Annotated in this window: 20 protein-coding genes and 1 tRNA gene; 18 read left to right on the top strand and 3 right to left on the bottom strand. The window is 62.7% G+C overall.

What is annotated here, in order from left to right:
* The coding region (locus tag CIC12_RS32445; RefSeq protein WP_238813003.1) for a cation:proton antiporter at positions 1-1,379 on the bottom strand (1,379 nt) is incomplete at its 3' end.
* 172 nt (positions 1,380-1,551) lie between these two features.
* Between CIC12_RS32445 and kdsD the strand changes: the two genes are divergently transcribed.
* The 11 genes from kdsD (at position 1,552) to CIC12_RS32390 (ending at position 10,937) form a co-directional block, all read left to right on the top strand.
* A complete protein-coding gene (gene kdsD, locus CIC12_RS32440; protein WP_168670626.1) occupies positions 1,552-2,535 on the top strand; it encodes an arabinose 5-phosphate isomerase KdsD in 984 nt (327 codons plus the stop codon).
* Positions 2,535-3,095: a KdsC family phosphatase gene (locus tag CIC12_RS32435; RefSeq protein ID WP_168670625.1), complete on the top strand. Its 561-nt coding sequence runs from the start codon at positions 2,535-2,537 to the stop codon at positions 3,093-3,095. Before kdsD ends, CIC12_RS32435 begins: the two co-directional genes overlap by 1 nt.
* Positions 3,092-3,691 (top strand): LPS export ABC transporter periplasmic protein LptC, encoded by a 600-nt coding sequence (gene lptC, locus CIC12_RS32430; RefSeq protein ID WP_168670624.1) that lies wholly within the window; start codon positions 3,092-3,094, stop codon positions 3,689-3,691. Before CIC12_RS32435 ends, lptC begins: the two co-directional genes overlap by 4 nt.
* A gap of 29 nt (positions 3,692-3,720) precedes the next feature.
* Positions 3,721-4,392: a lipopolysaccharide transport periplasmic protein LptA gene (gene lptA, locus CIC12_RS32425; RefSeq protein WP_168670623.1), complete on the top strand. Its 672-nt coding sequence runs from the start codon at positions 3,721-3,723 to the stop codon at positions 4,390-4,392.
* A complete protein-coding gene (lptB, locus tag CIC12_RS32420; protein WP_121316468.1) occupies positions 4,389-5,174 on the top strand; it encodes an LPS export ABC transporter ATP-binding protein in 786 nt (261 codons plus the stop codon). The genes lptA and lptB overlap by 4 nt, the downstream gene beginning before the upstream one ends.
* A 184-nt stretch (positions 5,175-5,358) precedes the next feature.
* Entirely contained in the window at positions 5,359-6,876 is a 1,518-nt protein-coding gene (locus tag CIC12_RS32415) for an RNA polymerase factor sigma-54 (protein WP_168670621.1), read from the top strand.
* Positions 6,877-7,046: 170 nt separating this feature from the next.
* Complete coding sequence (gene hpf, locus CIC12_RS32410; protein ID WP_020066967.1) at positions 7,047-7,403, top strand: ribosome hibernation-promoting factor, HPF/YfiA family; 357 nt, start codon at positions 7,047-7,049, stop codon at positions 7,401-7,403.
* A 277-nt stretch (positions 7,404-7,680) separates the two neighbouring features.
* A complete protein-coding gene (locus tag CIC12_RS32405; RefSeq protein ID WP_106282115.1) occupies positions 7,681-8,196 on the top strand; it encodes a PTS sugar transporter subunit IIA in 516 nt (171 codons plus the stop codon).
* Positions 8,197-8,307: 111 nt separating this feature from the next.
* Positions 8,308-9,276, top strand: a complete 969-nt coding sequence (gene hprK, locus CIC12_RS32400) for an HPr(Ser) kinase/phosphatase (protein ID WP_121316466.1) — start codon at positions 8,308-8,310, stop codon at positions 9,274-9,276.
* 92 nt (positions 9,277-9,368) lie between these two features.
* A complete protein-coding gene (rapZ, locus tag CIC12_RS32395) occupies positions 9,369-10,262 on the top strand; it encodes an RNase adapter RapZ (protein WP_121319229.1) in 894 nt (297 codons plus the stop codon).
* Positions 10,263-10,301: 39 nt separating this feature from the next.
* On the top strand, positions 10,302-10,937 hold the full coding sequence (locus CIC12_RS32390) for an LON peptidase substrate-binding domain-containing protein (RefSeq protein WP_168670619.1): 636 nt from the start codon (positions 10,302-10,304) through the stop codon (positions 10,935-10,937).
* A 35-nt stretch (positions 10,938-10,972) separates the two neighbouring features.
* Here CIC12_RS32390 and mutY read toward each other — a convergent pair whose 3' ends face one another.
* Positions 10,973-12,034, bottom strand: a complete 1,062-nt coding sequence (gene mutY / locus CIC12_RS32385; RefSeq protein ID WP_168670617.1) for an A/G-specific adenine glycosylase — start codon at positions 12,032-12,034, stop codon at positions 10,973-10,975.
* A gap of 99 nt (positions 12,035-12,133) precedes the next feature.
* Positions 12,134-12,964: a bifunctional DNA-formamidopyrimidine glycosylase/DNA-(apurinic or apyrimidinic site) lyase gene (gene mutM, locus CIC12_RS32380; protein WP_168670615.1), complete on the bottom strand. Its 831-nt coding sequence runs from the start codon at positions 12,962-12,964 to the stop codon at positions 12,134-12,136.
* Between the two features lie 87 nt (positions 12,965-13,051).
* Here mutM and CIC12_RS32375 point away from each other — a divergent pair, with 87 nt between their 5' ends.
* From CIC12_RS32375 to pth, 7 genes are all read left to right on the top strand, one after another.
* Entirely contained in the window at positions 13,052-14,893 is a 1,842-nt protein-coding gene (locus CIC12_RS32375) for a tetratricopeptide repeat protein (protein WP_168670613.1), read from the top strand.
* Positions 14,893-15,525, top strand: a complete 633-nt coding sequence (gene lolB, locus CIC12_RS32370; RefSeq protein ID WP_168670611.1) for a lipoprotein insertase outer membrane protein LolB — start codon at positions 14,893-14,895, stop codon at positions 15,523-15,525. Before CIC12_RS32375 ends, lolB begins: the two co-directional genes overlap by 1 nt.
* 63 nt (positions 15,526-15,588) lie before the next feature.
* Positions 15,589-16,470, top strand: coding sequence for a 4-(cytidine 5'-diphospho)-2-C-methyl-D-erythritol kinase (ispE, locus tag CIC12_RS32365; protein ID WP_168670609.1), 882 nt, complete (start codon positions 15,589-15,591; stop codon positions 16,468-16,470).
* 52 nt (positions 16,471-16,522) lie between these two features.
* A tRNA-Gln gene (locus CIC12_RS32360) sits at positions 16,523-16,599 on the top strand.
* Positions 16,600-16,647: 48 nt separating this feature from the next.
* Positions 16,648-17,604 carry a ribose-phosphate pyrophosphokinase gene (locus CIC12_RS32355; RefSeq protein ID WP_006048037.1) on the top strand — a complete coding sequence of 319 codons (957 nt, stop codon included), beginning with the start codon at positions 16,648-16,650 and terminating at the stop codon, positions 17,602-17,604.
* 165 nt (positions 17,605-17,769) lie between these two features.
* A complete protein-coding gene (locus CIC12_RS32350) occupies positions 17,770-18,387 on the top strand; it encodes a 50S ribosomal protein L25/general stress protein Ctc (protein WP_168670607.1) in 618 nt (205 codons plus the stop codon).
* 150 nt (positions 18,388-18,537) lie between these two features.
* Positions 18,538-19,140: an aminoacyl-tRNA hydrolase gene (pth, locus tag CIC12_RS32345; RefSeq protein WP_168670605.1), complete on the top strand. Its 603-nt coding sequence runs from the start codon at positions 18,538-18,540 to the stop codon at positions 19,138-19,140.
* Positions 19,141-19,256: the final 116 nt, after the last annotated feature.

Raw genomic sequence — 19,256 nt, 5'->3', positions numbered from 1 at the left:
GATCTCGACCCCGATCGCGTCGCGGCGGCCGCGGCCGCCGCGACGCGATCGGGGTCGAGATCCAGTGCGACGTACGAGAGGCCTTCGTGCTCCAGCATGCGCGCGAGGTTCTGCCCGGCGCGGCCGTAACCGCAGATGATCACGTGGCCGCTCTGCTTCAGGCTTTGCGTCGCGATGCGCGTCATCTGCAGCGACTGCATCATCCATTCGGTCGAGGACAGCCGCAGCACGATACGGTCGGCGTTCTGGATCAGGAAGGGCGCGGCCAGCATCGACAGCAGCATCGCCGCGAGAATCGCCTGCAGCAGCGTGGCGTCGACCAGGTGCCGGTCGAGAATCAGGTTCAGCAGCACGAAGCCGAACTCGCCGGCTTGCGCGAGGCCGATACCGGTGCGCATCGCGACGCCCGGCGTCGCGCCGAACAGCCGCGCGAGGGCCGTGATCATCACCGCCTTCAGCAGGAGCGGGCCGATCAGGAAGCCGAGCACGATCAGCGGATGTTCCCAGATCACGGTCGGATTCAACAGCATGCCGGTGGTGATGAAGAACAGGCCGAGCAGCACGTCGCGAAACGGCTTGATGTCCTCTTCCACCTGATGCCGGTACGGCGTTTCGGCGATCAGCATGCCGGCGATGAACGCGCCGAGCGCGAGCGACAGCCCGAACTTGTCGGTGATGAACGCGGCGCCGAGCGTCACCAGCAGCACATTGAGAATGAACAGTTCCTGCGAGCGGCGCCGCGCGACCACGTTGAACCAGCGCGTCATGAAGCGTTGCCCGACGATCAGCAGCAGAGCCAGCGCCACGACGATCTTGATCGCCGCGACGCCGAGCGAGGCGATCAGTTCTTCCGACTTGCCACCGAGCGCCGTGATGATGATGAGAAGCGGCACCACTGCCAGATCCTGGAACAGCAGCACGCCGAAGATATTGCGCCCGTGCTCCGTTTCGATTTCGAGCCGCTCCGCCAGCATCTTGCTGACGATCGCCGTCGATGACATCGCGAGCGCGCCGCCGAGCGCTACGCTCGCCTGCCACGTGATATGCACCCAGCGCTCCAGCACGAAGCCGAGCGCCACCGCCACCGCGATCGTGCCGAGCACCTGCAACAGGCCGAGGCCGAACACGAGCCGATGCATCGCGCGCAGCTTGGCGAGCGAAAACTCCAGCCCGATCGAGAACATCAAAAACACGACGCCGAATTCAGCGAGGTTCTGCGCGCCGGCCGAATCGGGAATCAGACCAAACGCGTTCGGCCCGACGACGATGCCGACCGTCAGATAGCCGAGCATCGGCGGAAGATTCAGAAAGCGAAACACCACCACCCCAGCCACCGATGCCAGCAGCAGGAACAACGTCATCTCGAGCGGGGAGATCATCGGCAAAAACGCATGGGTGAAGCGTCCTCGTTCGTCAGCGGTACCGTGCACGCAAAACGCCGTGCGGCGAGGTTGAGGGGCCGGCAAAAAGGCCGAAAAAGGGCCGTTGAAGGCAGCGGCTTGGCACAGCAGGCCCGGCGCGGCGAACAGGCGCCTTTGCTATACTCCGCGAATGATAGCGAAAATCAATGGCGACCGGGCACTGACGCTCGCTCGCGACGTGCTCGACATCGAAGCGGACGCCGTGCGTGCCCTTCGCGACCAACTCGACGACGGTTTCGTAGGGGCGATCGATTTCATCCTGGGTTGCCGTGGGCGCGTGGTCGTTTCCGGCATCGGCAAATCCGGGCATGTGGCCCGCAAGCTCGCCGCCACGCTGGCCAGCACCGGTACCCCGGCGTTCTTCGTGCACCCTGCCGAAGCCAGCCATGGCGACCTCGGCATGGTCACTTCGGACGACGTGTTCCTCGCGCTGTCCAATTCCGGCGAAACCGAAGAACTCGTGGCGATCCTGCCGCTCATCAAGCGGATCGGCGCGAAGCTGATTGCGATGACGGGACGCCCGTCGTCGAGTCTCGCACAACTGGCCGACGTACACCTGAATTCCGCCGTCGCCAAAGAAGCCTGCCCGATGAATCTCGCACCGACCGCCAGCACCACCGCCGCGCTTGCGCTCGGCGACGCGCTCGCGGTCGCGGTGCTCGATGCGCGCGGCTTCGGTCGCGACGACTTCGCGCGTTCGCACCCGGGTGGCGCGCTCGGCCGGCGCCTGCTTACCTATGTGCGCGACGTGATGCGCACCGGCGACCAGTTGCCACAGGTCACCCCCGACGCCACCGTGCGCGACGCGCTGTTCCAGTTGACCGCCAAACGCATGGGCATGACCGCGATCGTCGATGAACAAGGCCGCGTGGCGGGCATCTTCACCGACGGCGACCTGCGCCGCGTGCTCGAACGCGACGGCGATTTCCGCCAGTTGTCGATCGCCTCGGTCATGACAGCCGGCCCGCGCACCATCGGCCCAGATCGACTCGCGGTCGAAGCCGTGGAACTGATGGAGCGCCACCGCATCAATCAGATGCTGGTCGTCGACGAAGCAGGCAAGCTGATCGGCGCACTCAACATGCACGACCTGTTCTCGAAGAAGGTGATCTGATGGCAATCGCGCCCCCTACCGCTACCGAACGCGCAAGCCGCGTGAAGCTGATGATTTTCGACGTCGACGGCGTGCTGACCGACGGCGGTCTGCTGTTCACGGCGGAAGGCGACACGATGAAGGGCTTCAACTCGATGGACGGCCACGGCATGAAGCTGCTGCGCCAAGCGGGCATCGAGACGGCGATCATCACCGGGCGCAAGTCGGGCATCGTCGCGGCGCGGGCGAAGGAAATGAACATCGCGCACGTTTATCAGGGCGTGCAGGACAAACCTGAGGCGTTTGCGGACCTTTTGCAGCAGACCGGCCTCACGGCGGAAGAATGCGGCTACATGGGCGACGACTGGGTCGACCTCGCCGTGATGCTGAAGGTCGGCTTCGCGGCGGCGCCCGCCAACTCGCATCCCGAAGTGATCGCACGTGCCCATTGGGTCAGCGAGGCGCGCGGCGGTCACGGCGCGGCGCGAGAAGTCTGCGACACCTTGCTGCGCGCACAGCACAAGTACGAAGCCCTGCTCGCTGCTGCCTGCAGCGGCGAACAGCGAGGCCTCGTCGGATGAATCAGTTTCGCTGGACTTCGCTGATTCCGCTGGTCGCGATGGCCGCACTGGCCGGTATCACATGGTGGCTGTTACAAGCTACCCAGCCGCGGCAGAACGAAGGCGCGCCCCGTCCGAAGGGACACACGCCGGACTATTTCGCGGACAACTTTTCGGTTTCCGAACTCGATCAGTCCGGCGCGACGCAATACCGCCTGACCGCCCAGTCGCTGATCCACTACGAAGACGACGAGCTGAGCGACCTGATCAAGCCGGCCATGCGCGCGTTCCAACCTGGCAAGCCGATCGTCACCGCCACTGGCGACACTGGCAAGGTGAACGCGGACGCGTCGATCGTCGATCTGTATGGCAACGCGCGCATTTTGCGGGCGCCCGGCAACGGCGATCCGCAGATGCAGGCAGATTCGGAGCATTTTAGGGTGCTGGTCAACGACGATGTGATCGAGACCGAAAAGCCGGTTAAACTTCAGCGCGGCATGTCGGTGATGACTGCCAGCGGCATGAACTACAACAACGTCACCCGGGTGATGCAGCTGTTCGGCAATGTGAGAGGCGCCATTACCTCGTCCGACGCCGGCGGCAGCTCGCCCAAATAACCCGGGTAATCCATTCCAGGCGTGACTGCATGAACGAATCGTTCCCCCGTTTTTTTACCGGCCGCTCGCGCACCCTGTCCGCGTGCCGCGCCGGACTCGCTGCGCTCGCCGTCGCGTTGCCGCTCGCCGGCTTCGCGCCGCTCGCGCATGCGGACCGAGCCGACAAGGACAAGCCGCTGAACATCGAAGCGGACAACATGACTTACGACGACCTCAAGCAGGTCAACATCTTCACCGGCCACGTGGTCGCCACCAAGGGGACGATCGTGATCAAGGCCGATCGTGTCGAAGTGACGCAAGATCCGCAGGGCTATCAGTACGCCACCGGCACGTCGAGCGGCGGCAATCTGTCGTATTTCCGCCAGAAGCGTGAAGGTCTCGACGAATACATCGAAGGCACGGCGATCCGCATCGACTACGACGGCAAGCAGGATCTGACCACGCTCACCACGAACGCCACGGTCCGCCGCCTGCAGGGTCTGTCAACGGTGATCGATCAGGTGCGCGGCAGCGTCATCACGTATGACGGCCAGAACGACTTCTATACCGCGAAGGCAGGCAAGGACGTCGCCGGCCCGGGCAACCCGACCGGCCGCGTGCGCGCGATGCTGTCGCCGCGCAACAATGGCGCGGCGGCGCCGGCCGGCGCGTCGGCCACGCTCGCGCCGTCCACTACGATCCAGGGAGCGCCGAATCAGTGAGCACCACCGCGTCTCTCCCCAATCGCAAGCCGGCCGGCACCAGCAGTTCGCTGGTCGTGCGTAATCTGAAGAAGCGCTACGGATCGCGCACTGTCGTCAAAGACGTGTCGCTCGACGTGAAAAGCGGTGAAGTGGTCGGTCTGCTCGGCCCCAACGGCGCCGGCAAGACGACCTCGTTCTATATGATCGTCGGCCTCGTGCCGCTCGATGCAGGCGAAATCGACCTGGACGGCAAGTCGATCAGCCTGCTGCCGATCCACAAGCGCGCGTCGCTCGGCCTGTCTTATCTGCCGCAGGAAGCGTCGGTATTCCGCAAGCTCACCGTCGAGCAGAATATTCGCGCGGTGCTGGAACTGCAGCACGAAGACAACGGCAAGCGGCTCAGTAAAGACACCATCACCGCTCGCACCGAAGCCCTGCTCGACGAGCTGCAAATTGCTCACTTGCGCGAGAACCCGGCGCTGTCCTTGTCGGGCGGCGAACGTCGCCGGGTCGAGATTGCCCGGGCGCTGGCCACCAATCCGAGCTTCATTCTGCTCGACGAGCCGTTCGCGGGCGTCGACCCGATCGCGGTGCTGGAAATCCAGAAAATCGTCAAGTTTCTGAAGCAGCGCAATATCGGCGTACTGATCACTGACCACAACGTGCGCGAGACGCTCGGCATCTGCGATCACGCGTACATCATCAGCGACGGCAGCGTGCTGGCCGCCGGCGCGCCGAGCGAAATCATCGAGAACGAAAGCGTGCGGCGCGTTTATCTGGGCGAGCACTTCCGCATGTAAGCGCGCAAGGGATCACCGGCGGTGCGAGCGCGCATTCGCCGGCCCTTTTGCGGCAACCGCACATCAGCATTCCTGACCTGGGCCGTCCCGCGCCCGGCCCCGTCGAAACGGGCGCACGCGTAATTGCGCATGTCGCAAGGTATCGCGGTCGTGGCAAACTCTCTACAATGAATCTCAACTTGCCATGAAAGCTAGCCTCCAACTCCGCCTATCGCAGCATCTTGCGCTGACGCCACAACTGCAGCAGTCCATCCGGCTGCTTCAGCTGTCCACGCTCGAACTGCAACAGGAAGTCGCAATGGCGATCTCGCAAAATCCGCTCCTCGAAAACGAGGATGACTGGATCGCGAGCCCGTTGCGGGTGGCGGCTGACGGTTCGCTGATTACCCAGGCACCCAACTCGTCCCCGCCGCCCGAGCAAATGGGTGGCAACGGGTCATCTTCGTCCGCCAGCAGTAACGAGCGGGCCGAAAACGGCGAGCCTCAGGGCGTCGACGAATACAACGGCCTCTCGGGCGACGGCAACGGCGACGCGTCGCAATGGAATCTCGACGATTACGGCCGCTCCGGCAACGCGTCGGACGACGACGACCTGCCGCCGCTGCAAATCCACGAATCGAGCACCTCGCTGCGCGACCACCTGATGGCGCAATTGCGCGTTACCCAGGCGGGTCAACGCGACCGGGCGCTGATTACGTTCCTGATCGAATCGCTCGACGACGACGGCTACCTCGCCGCCACGCTCGAAGAAGTGCTGGCCGACCTGCCCGAAGAACTCGAAGTCGATGTCGACGAAATGAACGCCGCGCTCGCGCTGCTGCATAGCTTCGACCCGGCCGGGGTCGGCGCGCGTTCCGCGTCCGAATGTCTGAAGCTGCAACTGCTGCGCCTCGATCCGTCGCCTACGCGAACGCTGGCGCTCGACATCGTCAGCCACTACCTCGAACTGCTCGCCGCGCGCGATTTCACGCGGCTGCGCAAACACCTGAAGGCGAACGACGACGACCTGCGCGATGCGCATGTGCTGATCCGTTCGCTCGAACCGTTTCCCGGCGCCGCCTACGGCAAGGCCGAAGCGGACTATGTGGTGCCGGACATCATGGTGCGCAAAACGGCCCAGGGCTGGCAGGCCGAACTGAATCCGGAAGTGGTGCCGAAGCTGCGTATCAACCACCTGTACGCGAATATTCTGCGCAATAACCGCGGCGATCCAGGCAGCGGATCGTTGCGCCAGCAACTGCAGGAAGCGCGCTGGCTGATCAAGAATATCCAGCAACGTTTCGAGACGATCCTGCGCGTCGCGCAGGCCATTGTGGAGCGCCAGAAGAGCTTTTTCGTGCACGGCGAAATTGCCATGCGCCCCTTGGTTTTGCGAGAAATTGCTGATACGCTGGGCCTACACGAGTCGACTGTCTCGCGTGTGACAACCGGTAAATACATGCTGACCCCATTCGGGACGCTGGAATTCAAGTATTTTTTCGGCTCACACGTTTCAACCGACACGGGCGGCGCGGCCTCTTCCACGGCCATTCGCGCGCTCATCAAACAACTGATAGGAGCGGAAAACCCGAAATCGCCTCTCTCAGACAGTCGCATAGCCGAACTGCTGGCGGAACAGGGCTTCGTGGTCGCACGGCGTACCGTTGCGAAGTACCGCGAAGCGCTCAAGATCCCGGCAGTCAACCTGCGCAAGTCTCTGTAGCCCGTCGCCTTCCGTGGCGGGCATTTACCGGCCGCTCCGCAGTTGGCGGACAGGCCGGCCGATGCGACCTGCCAGATGTCAGTCACCGGGGGGCGACTCAGGCAAGCCGACCGATCGACCGGACCTTTGTCATCGTGCGGAACAAGCGGCCACTAGCTTGGAGAAGCACTATGAATCTGCAGATCAGTGGACACCACCTCGAAGTAACGCCTGCGTTGCGCGAATACGTGATCACCAAACTGGATAGGGTGCTAAGACATTTCGATCAGGTAATCGACGGCAGTGTGGTCCTCTCGGTCGACAACCACAAGGAAAAGGACAAGCGTCAAAAGGTTGAAATCAACCTGCATCTGAAGGGCAAAGATATCTTTGTCGAGAGCTGCGACAGCGACCTTTACGCTGCGATCGATCTGATGATCGACAAGCTCGACCGGCAAGTGATACGCCACAAGGATCGTCTGCAAGGTCATCAGCACGAAGCGATCAAGTATCAACCGGCGCCGCAACTGGATGTGCCGCCGCAATAAGGAAAATTAGAGGGCTTTCCTCATTTTTCTCACCCTGGCAAAACCGCCCCAAATCGGGCGGTTTTTCGTTTGTGGGCGCGTTTTTCGCAGGTCGGCGCAGCTTGTGGACCAAATCGTTAAAAACCCATCGCGCATCGATGGCGCGCCGCACCATCCGTAGCTACCCTGTTCTATAATGTTCCGGTTACCATCGGGGTCCAGCTAGCTCACACGGAAATCGGCCGGCCAGCGTCTCGCACTTCCGATTCCAATGCAGGTCTTCGCGAGCATCGAACGAATGGAACGCCACTCAAACGCCCCAGCGAGGAGAACCCAGGCCACGTTTTCGCCTGTCAACATGAATCGTTTAGCCAAATTTCTTCCCCTCGAGAACGTCGTCGTCGGACTATCGGTCACCAGCAAGAAACGCGTGTTCGAGCAAGCGGGCCTGATCTTCGAGAACCAGAACGGCATCGCCCGAAGCACGGTCACTGACAATCTGTTTGCGCGCGAGCGCCTCGGATCAACGGGGCTGGGTGAAGGCGTCGCGATTCCGCATGGCCGGATCAAGGGCTTGAAGCAGCCGCTCGCCGCGTTCGTCCGGCTTGCCGAAGCCATCCCCTTCGAGTCGCCCGACGGTCAGCCCGTCTCGCTGCTGATCTTCCTGCTCGTGCCCGAACAGGCCACCCAGCAGCACCTCGAAATCCTGTCGGAAATCGCGCAATTACTGTCCGACCGCGAGGCCCGCGAGCGCCTGCACACGGAAGAAGACCGCGAATCGTTGCATCGCCTGCTCACTCAGTGGCAACCTTGATGCAGCGGCGGTTATCCCCCGCATGCGAGTACCGGCTGGCAACGCGCGCGGCCCGCGTTAGCGCGTCCGCCTCTTAGCCCGGCAAGCGGCCCACACTGGAGTCACTGACTCATGGATACGTCCAGCATCAACGCCCAAAGCATTTTCGACGACAACGCCGCCATGCTGAAGCTCAGCTGGCTGACGGGGCATGAAGGCTGGGAACGCGGCTTTTCTTCGGAATCCGTCGCGAATGCCACGTCAAGCGCCGACCTCGTCGGCCACCTGAACCTGATCCACCCTAACCGGATCCAGGTGCTCGGCGACGCCGAAATCGACTACTACAAGCGCCAGACCGATGAAGACCGCTCGCGCCACATGGCCGAGCTGATCGCGTTGGAGCCGCCGTTCCTCGTGGTCGCGGGCGGCGTCGCCGCGCCGCCGGAGCTGGTGCTGCGCTGCACGCGCTCATCCACGCCGCTGTTCACCACGCCGATGTCCGCCGCCGCGGTGATCGACAGCCTGCGCCTGTACATGTCGCGCATTCTCGCGCCGCGCGCCACCTTGCACGGCGTGTTTCTCGACATCCTCGGCATGGGCGTGCTGCTGACCGGCGACTCGGGCCTCGGCAAAAGCGAACTCGGGCTGGAGCTGATCAGCCGCGGCCATGGCCTCGTTGCCGACGACGCCGTCGACTTCGTGCGCCTCGGTCCGGACTTCGTCGAAGGGCGCTGCCCGCCACTCCTGCAAAACCTGCTCGAAGTGCGCGGCCTCGGCCTGCTCGACATCAAGACGATCTTCGGTGAAACGGCGGTGCGCCGGAAAATGAAGCTGAAACTGATCGTGCAACTGGTGCGCCGTCCCGACGGCGAATTCCAGCGGCTGCCCCTGGAAAGTCAAACCGTCGACGTGCTTGGCCTGCCAATCAGCAAGGTCACGATTCAGGTGGCCGCGGGCCGCAACCTCGCGGTGCTGGTCGAAGCGGCGGTGCGCAACACGATCCTTCAACTGCGCGGCATCGATACACTGCGCGACTTCATGGATCGCCAGCGTCTCGCGATGCAGGAACCCGACAGCCAGTTTCCCGGCAAACTGATCTGAGTCGGCATCGCGCCATGACGCGCCCGCAGCCGTAGGCAGCTACGCGCATGGGGACCAGATGCTATGATGAAATGTACGGTTCCGACGACTCCATGCGCATAATTCTGATCACTGGTATATCCGGCTCCGGCAAGTCAGTTGCCTTGAACGCGCTTGAAGATGCAGGCTACTACTGCGTCGACAATCTGCCGCCGCGCTTTCTGCCGCAACTCGCTACCTATCTGGCCGAAGACGGGCAAGACCACCTCGCGGTCGCCATCGACGCGCGCTCGAGCGCGTCGCTCGACGAAATGCCTGCGATGATCCGCGATCTGTCGCGCGCTCACGACGTGCGCGTGCTCTTCCTGAGCGCGAGCACGCAGTCGCTGATCCAGCGCTTCTCCGAAACGCGCCGCCGCCATCCGTTGTCGGGTTCCACCGCGCACGACGCGGACGTCGGCCTGCTCACCTCACTCGCGGAAGCGATCGAACGCGAGCGCGAGCTCGTCGCGGGCCTTGCCGAATTCGGCCACCAGATCGACACCAGTAATCTGCGCGCCAACGTGTTGCGCGCATGGGTCAAACGTTTCATCGAGCAGAAGGAAGCGGGACTCGTGCTGATGTTCGAGTCGTTCGGCTTCAAACGCGGCGTGCCGCTCGACGCCGATTTCGTTTTTGACGTACGCACGCTGCCAAACCCGTATTACGATCATGAGTTGAGACCCCTCACTGGCCTCGACAAACCGGTGATGGATTTTCTCGGTGCGCTGCCGGTCGTGCATGAAATGATCGACGACATCGAGAAATTTCTCTCCAAGTGGCTGCCGCATTTCCGCGACGACAATCGCAGTTATCTCACCGTCGCGATTGGTTGCACGGGTGGCCAGCACCGCTCGGTGTTCATTGCGGAGACGCTCGCCGCGCGTCTCGCAAAGTCGGCGAATGTGATTGTGCGGCACCGCGATGCGCCGGTCGACGTCGGCGAATCATCGAAGCTAGTGGCTTAACCGGCCGCATCGCGCGGCCTCAACTCGAAGCGTTGCGCCATGTCTTCTACTTCTACTGTGCTTGCCGATGTGCCGCTGTTTCCGCTGCATACGGTGCTGTTTCCCGACGGCCTGCTGCCGCTGAAGATCTTCGAAGCGCGCTACCTCGATATGGCGCGCGAATGCCTGCGTGAAAAGACGCCGTTCGGCGTGTGCATGCTGAAAAGCGGCGCGGAAGTGGCGCGCGAGGAAGAGCCTTCGGTGCCCGAAGCAATCGGCTGTCTCGCTGAAATCGAAGAATGCGACGTGGAAGCCTTCGGCATGCTGCTGATTCGCGCGCGCGGCACGCGGCGGTTTCGCCTGCTGTCGCATCGTGTGGAAACCAGCGGCCTGCTGGTCGGCATGGCGGAACCGATCGGCGATGACCTGCCGCTCGAAGGCAATGAATTGCTGGCCAAATTCGGTGCGTGCGCCGAGGTGCTCGAACGGATCATCGCGACGATTCGCGAGCGCGACCCGGGCAGCCTGCCGTTCGCGGAACCGTTCCGACTCGAAGACCCGTCGTGGGTGTCGAACCGTCTCGCCGAAGTGCTGCCGATCGCGTTGCGAGCACGTCAGAAACTGATGGAACTGCAGGACGCCGGCGCGCGGATCGACGTGGTTCATCACTACATGCAGCAGCATCAACTGCTTTAACGTGGCGCCGCGCCGCCCGCAAATCAGACCGATCGTTAGATCAACGAACCCTGCAAACTGTCCAGCAGTTTGCGCACCGGCGCCGGTACCCCGACCGAATCGAGATCGCTGAGCGCGACCCACGCGGTGTCCGCATCGCCCAGCGCGGCCAATGCGCCGACACCGCGATCGAGTTCCGCGAGCCGCGGCTCGATATCCAGCTTGAAATGCGTGAACACATGCGTGAGCGGCGCGAGCGGCGAGACCAGGCCGTCGCTGCCGCAGGCTCGTGCGCGCTCGGCGAGTGCGGCTTCGTCGGCAGCTTCGGGCAGGCTCCACAAACCGCCCCAGATGCCCGACGGCGGACGCTTCTCCAGCATCACCGCGTTGCCGTCACGCAGCACCAGCATCCAGGTGCGGCGCGTCGGCACGACTTTCTTCGGGCGCGATGTCGGCAACTCGCGCTGACGCCCCGTGACGTTGGCCACGCAGTCAGCCGCGAACGGACAACGCAGGCAATCGGGCTTGCCGCGCACGCAGAGTGTCGCGCCGAGATCCATGAGACCTTGCGTGTACGAACTCACTTCGTCGTCCGATGCATTCGCCGGCAGCAGCGACTCGGCCAGCGTCCACATCGCATTCTCGACCTTCTTCTCGCCCGGAAAACCTTCGACGCCGAATACGCGCGCGAGCACGCGCTTCACGTTGCCGTCGAGGATCGTCGCGCGCGCGCCGAAGGCAAAAGACGCGATCGCCGCCGCGGTCGAACGGCCGATGCCCGGCAACTCCGCGAGTTGCTCGACCGACGCCGGAAACGCCCCGCCATGCTGCTCGACCACCACCTGCGCGCAGCGATGCAGATTGCGCGCGCGCGTGTAGTAGCCGAGGCCGGCCCATAACGCCATCACGTCGTCCGAAGGTGCGGCTGCAAGCGCGGCGACATCCGGAAACCGCGCGAGAAATCTGGCGTAGTACGGAATCACTGTCGATACCTGGGTCTGCTGCAACATGATCTCGGACAGCCAGATCCGATAAGGATCGCGCGTGTTCTGCCACGGCAGATCGTGACGCCCGTGCCGGCGCTGCCACCCGATCAGGCGCGCGGAGAAATCAGGCATGGCTGGAAACGAAGGCATTCCGAGCGTGCCGGTATCGGACATGCCGGACGAAGCTGAACGCGCGGCGGCGCGCGGAGTTAAACGAGAAGGCATGGAGGATTAGCGCTGACAGGTGGGACAGAAATACGTAGAACGCTGCCCCTGCACGATCTGTTTGATCGGCGTTCCACACACGCGGCATGGCAGGCCCGCCCGATCATAGACGAAATAATCGAGCTGGAAATAACCACTTTCGCCGTCGCTGCCGACGAAATCGCGCAGCGTGCTGCCGCCCTTCTCGATCGCCGCGGCCAGCGTCACGCGCACGGCGTCCGCGAGCAGATCGTAGCGCACCAGCGAGACCCGGCCCGCAGCGGTGGTCGGACGGATACCGGCGCGAAACAGGCTCTCCGACGCGTAGATATTGCCCACGCCCACCACGATTTCACCCGCCAGCAGCGCCTGCTTCACCGACACCTTGCGCCCGCGCGTGAGCCGATGCATCAACGCGCCGGAGAACGCCGGCGAGAACGGTTCGACGCCGAGCCCCGCGAGCAGCGGATGCTCAAGAATGTCGCCGGCCTCGCGCGGGTGCCACAGCACCGCACCGAAGCGCCGCGGATCGCGATAGCGCAGAATGAATTCGTCGAAAATCCAGTCGATGTGGTCGTGTTTCGCCGCCTCCGGCGGATGCGGCACATGCCGCAGCACCCGCAGCGTCCCAGTCATGCCAAGATGCACAATGAACCAGCCCGCGTCGATTTCGAACAGCAGATACTTGCCGCGCCGCTCAACTTTGCGCACTACACGGCCGCGCAAGGTTTTCGCAAGGTCGGCCGGGATAGGCCAGCGTAGCGCGGGCGTACGCACGTCGACGCGTTCAACCTTGCGCCCGGACACATACGGTTCGATTCCCCGTCGGGTAACCTCGACTTCTGGCAACTCTGGCATTTCTAACTGGTCTGCAACTTGCGTGAGTGGTTGTGCCCGTATTGTAGCGAGCGCGTTACAATCGTCCGAAACATTGAACGGATTTCCATGAACTTGTCCTTCGTGAAGCTGTTTTCGAAGCGCCCGGCTCGCGCATCCCGCGTGCCGCACGCCGTGTCCGCCAGCCGGATGCTCGGCGCCGCCGCGCTTGCCGTCTGGGCGCTCGCTGCCGTGCCCGCGCACGCGCAGGACCCATCGGCGGATCCGGACGACAACTCCGTCACTTTGGCGGACCCGCTCGGCCCGGCATCGGCGGAAGACCAGAAATCGTTGCCAGCGGTGCCGCTGTCGAGCCAGATCGTATTTCAGGTGCTCGCGGCCGAGGTCGCGCTGCAGCGCGACCAGCCGGCGCCCGCCTATCAGACCTATCTCTCCCTCGCGCGCGACACGCACGACCCGCGCATGGCGCAGCGCGCCACGGAGATCGCGCTGGCCGCGCAAAGCCCGTCGGACGCGTTGGCCGCCGCGCAATTGTGGCAGCAGTATGCGCCGAATTCGGAGCGCGCCGCGCAACTCGACGCGTCGCTGCTCGTGCTGTCGGGCAAACCTGACGAGGCAGCGCCAATTCTCGCTGGCGAACTTACGAAGGTGCCCGCGGACAATCGCGGCAGCGCGATTCTCGCGTTGCAACTGCTGCTGTCGCGCGGCCCGAACCGGATCGGCGGCCTGCACGTGCTGCAGGATTTGCTGAAGAACGACATGAACCGCCCGGAAGCGCAACTGGCGATCGCGCGCCAGCAGCTCCTGTCGGACGACGCGCCGGGCGCGCGCAAGTCGCTCGAACAGGCGCTGACGCTCAAGCCGGACTACCTGCCGGCGGCGCTGCTGCTGTCGCAGATGGGCCCGGAAGAGCGCGCGGAAGGCATCGCGTCGCTTGAAAAATACGTGCAGCAGAATCCGAAATCGCATGACGCGCGTCTCGCGCTGGCGCAGTTGTATCTCGCGAGCGACCGTCTCGACGACGCGCAGAAGCAGTTCGAGATCATGCACAAGGCCAACCCAAACGACCTCACGCCGCTGATGGCGCTCGGGCTGATCAAGATCCAGCAGAAGAACTTCAACGAGGCGCAGACGTATCTGACCCAGTACGCGCAACTGGCCGAAAAAACGCCGGGTGCCGATGCGGGGCAAGCGTACATCTACCTGGCGCAATTGGCGCTCGAACAGAAGAACGAAGCGGCGGCGAGCGACTGGCTCAACAAGATCTCGCCGTCGAGCCAGCAATATATGGCCGCGCAGATCACGCGCGCGCAACTGCTGGCGAAGCAGGGTAAGACCGACGACGCGCGCAAGCTGCTGGCCAATCTGCAGGTGTCCGATCCACGCGACCTCGCGTTGATCTCCCGCACCGACGCGGCGATCCTGTTCGACGCGAAGCGCTATGCGGAAGCGGAATCGCGCCTGCAACAAGCCACGGCGGCCTTCCCCAACGACCCCGATCTCGCCTACGACTACGCGATGGCCGCCGAAAAAACCGGCCATTACGACGTGATGGAAGCGCAGTTGCGCAAGCTCATGCAGACGCAGCCCGACAATCCGCAGGCGTACAACGCCCTCGGCTATTCGCTGGCCGATCGCAACCAGCGCCTACCGGAAGCGGACAAACTGGTCGAGAAAGCATCGGCGCTTGCGCCGAACGACGCGTTCATCATGGATAGCGTCGGCTGGGTCAAATTCCGGATGGGCGATACGTCGGATGCAATCAAGTTGCTGCGCAAAGCCTACGACCTCCAGCCGAACGCCGAAATCGGCGCGCACCTCGGCGAAGTGCTGTGGAAAAGCGGCCAGCAGGATCAGGCTCGCGCCGCCTTCCGCGAGGCGCGCAAGCTCGAACCGGACAACGAAACGCTTGTCAAAACGCTCCAACGTCTTCAGGTAAACGATCTTTGATGCGTCTTTCCCGTTTGATTTCCTTTCCCCGGACGCCTCGCGGCGCGGCGCTCGGATTCGCTGCGGCAGCGGTTGTCGCGTTGGCAGGGTGTGCGTCGGTAAAACCGCAGGGGCCGTCCACGTCAAATGCCGCCACTTCGGTCACCGCGCAGACGAGCCGCGCTTACCAAGGCCGATTCGCGATCCAGTACAACGATCAGAACGGCCAGCAGCGCAACGCTTACGGCAACTTCTCCTGGCAGGAAACGGGCGACACCGTAACGCTGCAATTGCGCAACCCGCTTGGCCAGACGCTGGCGATCGTGACGTCGTCGCCATCCGCGGCCACGCTCGAATTGCCGAACCGCCAACCCTTGACCGCCGACAACGTGTCCACGCTGATGCAGGATGCGCTCGGTTTCGCGCTGCCTGTCGAGGGTCTGCGGTATTGGCTGCAACCGTCGCCCGCGCCTACTTCGCGCGCCAAAACAGAGAAAGACCCGGAGCAGCCGTCGCGTCTGAAGCAGATCACGCAGGACGGCTGGACCATTGATTACCTTGCGTATGCCGACGCGCCCGCCACCGGCGTGAAGCGCCTCAACCTGAGCCGTTCCGAGCCGCCGCTTGACATCAAGCTCGTGCTGGATCAGTAAATCCGCGCCTGGTCGCAACCTTGCCGCTTCTTCGGCGCCGCTTGGCGCATGTAGCCTCGACTCATGATTGAAACGACCGATTCGCTGCGTGATTGCCTCGCGCCAGCCAAACTCAACCTCTTCCTGCACATCACCGGCCGCCGGCCGGATGGTTATCACACACTGCAAACGGTTTTCCAGTTGCTCGACTGGGGCGACACGCTGCACTTCAAACGACGCGACGACGGGCGTATCACGCGCAGCACCGAGATCGCGGACGTGCCGCCTGAGCATGACCTGACCGTGCGCGCGGCGACTTCGCTCAAGGCGCATACGGGCTCATCGGAAGGTGTCGACATCCAGATTGAGAAGCGCCTGCCGATGGGCGCGGGCCTCGGCGGTGGTAGCTCCGACGCGGCGACGACGCTGCTCGCGTTGAACCGTCTGTGGAAGCTCGACTTGCCGCGTCTGGAATTGCAGGCATTGGCATTGAATCTGGGCGCCGACGTGCCGTTTTTTGTTTTTGGAAAAAATGCGTTCGCAGAGGGTGTCGGTGAAGCTTTAGACGTTGTACAATTGCCGCCGCGCCACTTCCTAGTGGTGACACCGAGGGTGCAAGTTCCGACTGCAGCGATTTTTTCCGAAAAAACGTTGACAAGAGACTCAAAGCCACTCATAATTACGGACTTTCCTGCAGAACTTAGCTGCAACACTGAATGGCCGGAAAGTTTTGGCCGTAATGACATGCAGCAGGTTGTCGTAGGAAAGTACGCGGAAGTAGCGCAAGTGCTGCGATGGTTTGAAAACGTCGCGCCAGCGCGGATGTCTGGATCAGGTGCAAGTGTCTTTGCAGCGTTCCGTAGTAGAGCTGAGGCAGAAGCGGTGCAAGCCAAACTGCCAGCCGAATGGAATAGCGCAGTGGCCGCCGGTCTGGATCAACATCCACTCTTTGCTTTCGCGTCATAAGTTTTGCATCGTCGAACGAAACTCCACGTTCGGCGGAGCTCAGAGTTAGTGTAGGGGAGTCGCCAAGCTGGTTAAGGCACCGGATTTTGATTCCGGCATGCAAAGGTTCGAATCCTTTCTCCCCTGCCAAATATTTCTCGCATTTCCCCTCGCCCCCCAGCCCGAAGCAGGTGCATGATGAGCAGCCATGACGGCCTGATGGTTTTTACTGGCAACGCGAATCCCGCGCTTGCACAGGAAGTCGTCAAAATCCTCGGTATTCCCCTCGGCAAGGCAATGGTCAGCCGTTTCTCGGACGGTGAAATCCAGGTCGAGATTCAGGAAAACGTGCGTGGTAAGGACGTCTTCGTCCTGCAGTCCACGTGCGCGCCGGCGAATGACAACCTGATGGAACTGATGATCATGGTCGATGCGCTCAAGCGCGCATCCGCTGGCCGGATCACCGCAGCCATCCCCTACTTCGGTTATGCCCGTCAAGATCGTCGCCCGCGTTCCGCGCGCGTCGCCATTTCGGCGAAGATCGTGGCGAACATGCTGGAAATCGCGGGCGTTGAGCGGATCATCACGATGGATCTGCACGCTGACCAGATTCAGGGCTTCTTCGACATCCCCGTCGACAACATCTACGCTACGCCCGTGCTGCTCGGCGATCTGCGCAAGCAGAACTACGAGAACCTGCTAGTCGTTTCGCCGGATGTTGGCGGCGTAGTGCGCGCCCGTGCACTGGCGAAGCAGCTCAATTGCGATCTCGCGATCATCGACAAGCGTCGTCCCAAGGCGAACGTCGCCGAAGTGATGAACATCATCGGTGAAGTCGAGGGCCGCACCTGCGTGATCATGGACGACATGGTCGACACCGCAGGCACGCTCTGCAAAGCAGCACAGGTCTTGAAGGAACGCGGTGCAAAGCAGGTGTTCGCTTACGCTACCCATCCAGTTCTGTCGGGAGGAGCAGGCGAGCGTATCGCGGCTTCCGCACTCGACGAACTCGTTGTCACGGACACGATCCCGCTCGGTGAAGAAGCCCGCTCGTGCGCAAAGATCCGTTCGTTGACCAGCGCCGGCCTGCTTGCCGAAACGTTCTCGCGTATTCGGCGCGGCGATTCGGTCATGTCGCTGTTCGCTGAAAGTTAAGTATTTGCGAAGGCGCAGCGTATCGCTTCAGGCGGCACGCTGCGCTTTTGCACAATCGGCACGAGCGAACGAAGGTTCGTGCCGCAGCTCTGGGGCCTCAGCCATATTGGCTTGGAGGCCCCGTTTTTTACTGCCTGGTCGCGGGCAGTGCATTGGAGATTCAACATGAAAGTAGTCGCTTTCGAGCGTTCTTTGCAAGGTACGGGTGCGAGCCGCCGCCTGCGTAACTCGGGCAAGACCCCGGGCATCGTATATGGCGCTGGTGCTGAAACGCAATTGGTCGAACTGGACCACAACGCGCTGTGGCACGCGCTGAAAAAAGAAGTTTTCCACTCGTCGATCCTCGACCTGGAAGTGGCTGGCAAGTCGCAACAGGTTTTGCTGCGCGACGTGCAATACCATCCGTTCCGTCAGCTCGTGCTGCACGTGGATTTCCAACGTGTCGACGCGTCGAAGAAGCTGCACACCAAGGTGCCGCTGCACTTCATGAATCAGGAATCGAACCCTGCAGTGAAGCTGTCGAGCGCGGTGATCTCGCACGTCCTCAATGAACTGGAAGTCGAGTGCCTGCCGTCGGCACTGCCGGAATTCATCGAAGTCGACCTGGCGAAGATCGAAGCGGGTCAATCGGTTCACGCTAAGGACATCGCGCTGCCGGCAGGCGTGTCGCTGGTCGCTCACGTCGACGCAGAAAACCCGGTGGTCGCGGCTGCGACGATCCCGGCTGGCGCAATCGCTGAAGGCGACGCCGCTGCTGCTGAAGGCGAAACGCCGGCTGCTTAAGGACCTTTCGGGTTCTAGCCAAGCAATCCTCTCGATCCGTTTTCAATGAAACGGTCGATGTGACCCGCCGAGGTTCGCCCCGGCGGGTTTTTTTTCGGTTTTTTCGGCCCGGTAAAGTTCGGCTCCCTGGCCAGATGGACCTACGCAATCATGATCAAGCTGATCGTCGGGCTCGGCAATCCGGGCGCCGAATACACCGCGACGCGCCATAACGCTGGCTTCTGGCTGGTCGATCAACTGGCGCGCGAAGCAGGCACGACGCTGCGCGACGAGCGGCGCTTCCACGGTTTCTACGCGAAGGCGCGGCTGCACGGCGAGGAAGTGCATCTGCTGGAACCCCAGACGTATATGAACCGCTCCGGCCAGTCGGTCGTGGCGGTCGCGCAGTTCTTCAAGATTCTTCCCGACGAAATTCTGGTCGCGCACGACGAACTCGACATGCCGCCTGGCAGCGTCAAGCTGAAGCTCGGCGGCGGCAGCGGCGGCCATAATGGGTTGAAGGACATCACGGCGCATCTGTCGTCGCAACAATACTGGCGGCTGCGGATCGGTATCGGTCATCCGCGCGATCTGATTCCCGAAAGCGCGCGCGCCGGCGCCAAGCCAGATGTCGCCAACTACGTGTTGAAGCCGCCGCGGCGGGAAGAGCAGGAGGCGATCGACGCATCGGTCGAGCGGGCGCTTGCCGTGATACCGAAAATTATCGCAGGCGAGCCGGAGCGCGCGATGATGCAGTTGCATCGCAATCCTTGAGCTAGCCCGCTGCCGATGTATTGCAGTAGGGTTGTCGCTCGCTAGTGCAACTAGCTTGCATGGGACCAGAGTAAGCGCTAAAGCCCTAACTCTGGTCGACCGCCTTGCATGGGACC

This window comes from Paraburkholderia sp. SG-MS1 (genome assembly GCF_012275575.1).
Classification (GTDB): Bacteria; Pseudomonadota; Gammaproteobacteria; order Burkholderiales; family Burkholderiaceae; genus Paraburkholderia.
This window is presented reverse-complemented; position numbering and strand designations above follow the sequence as displayed.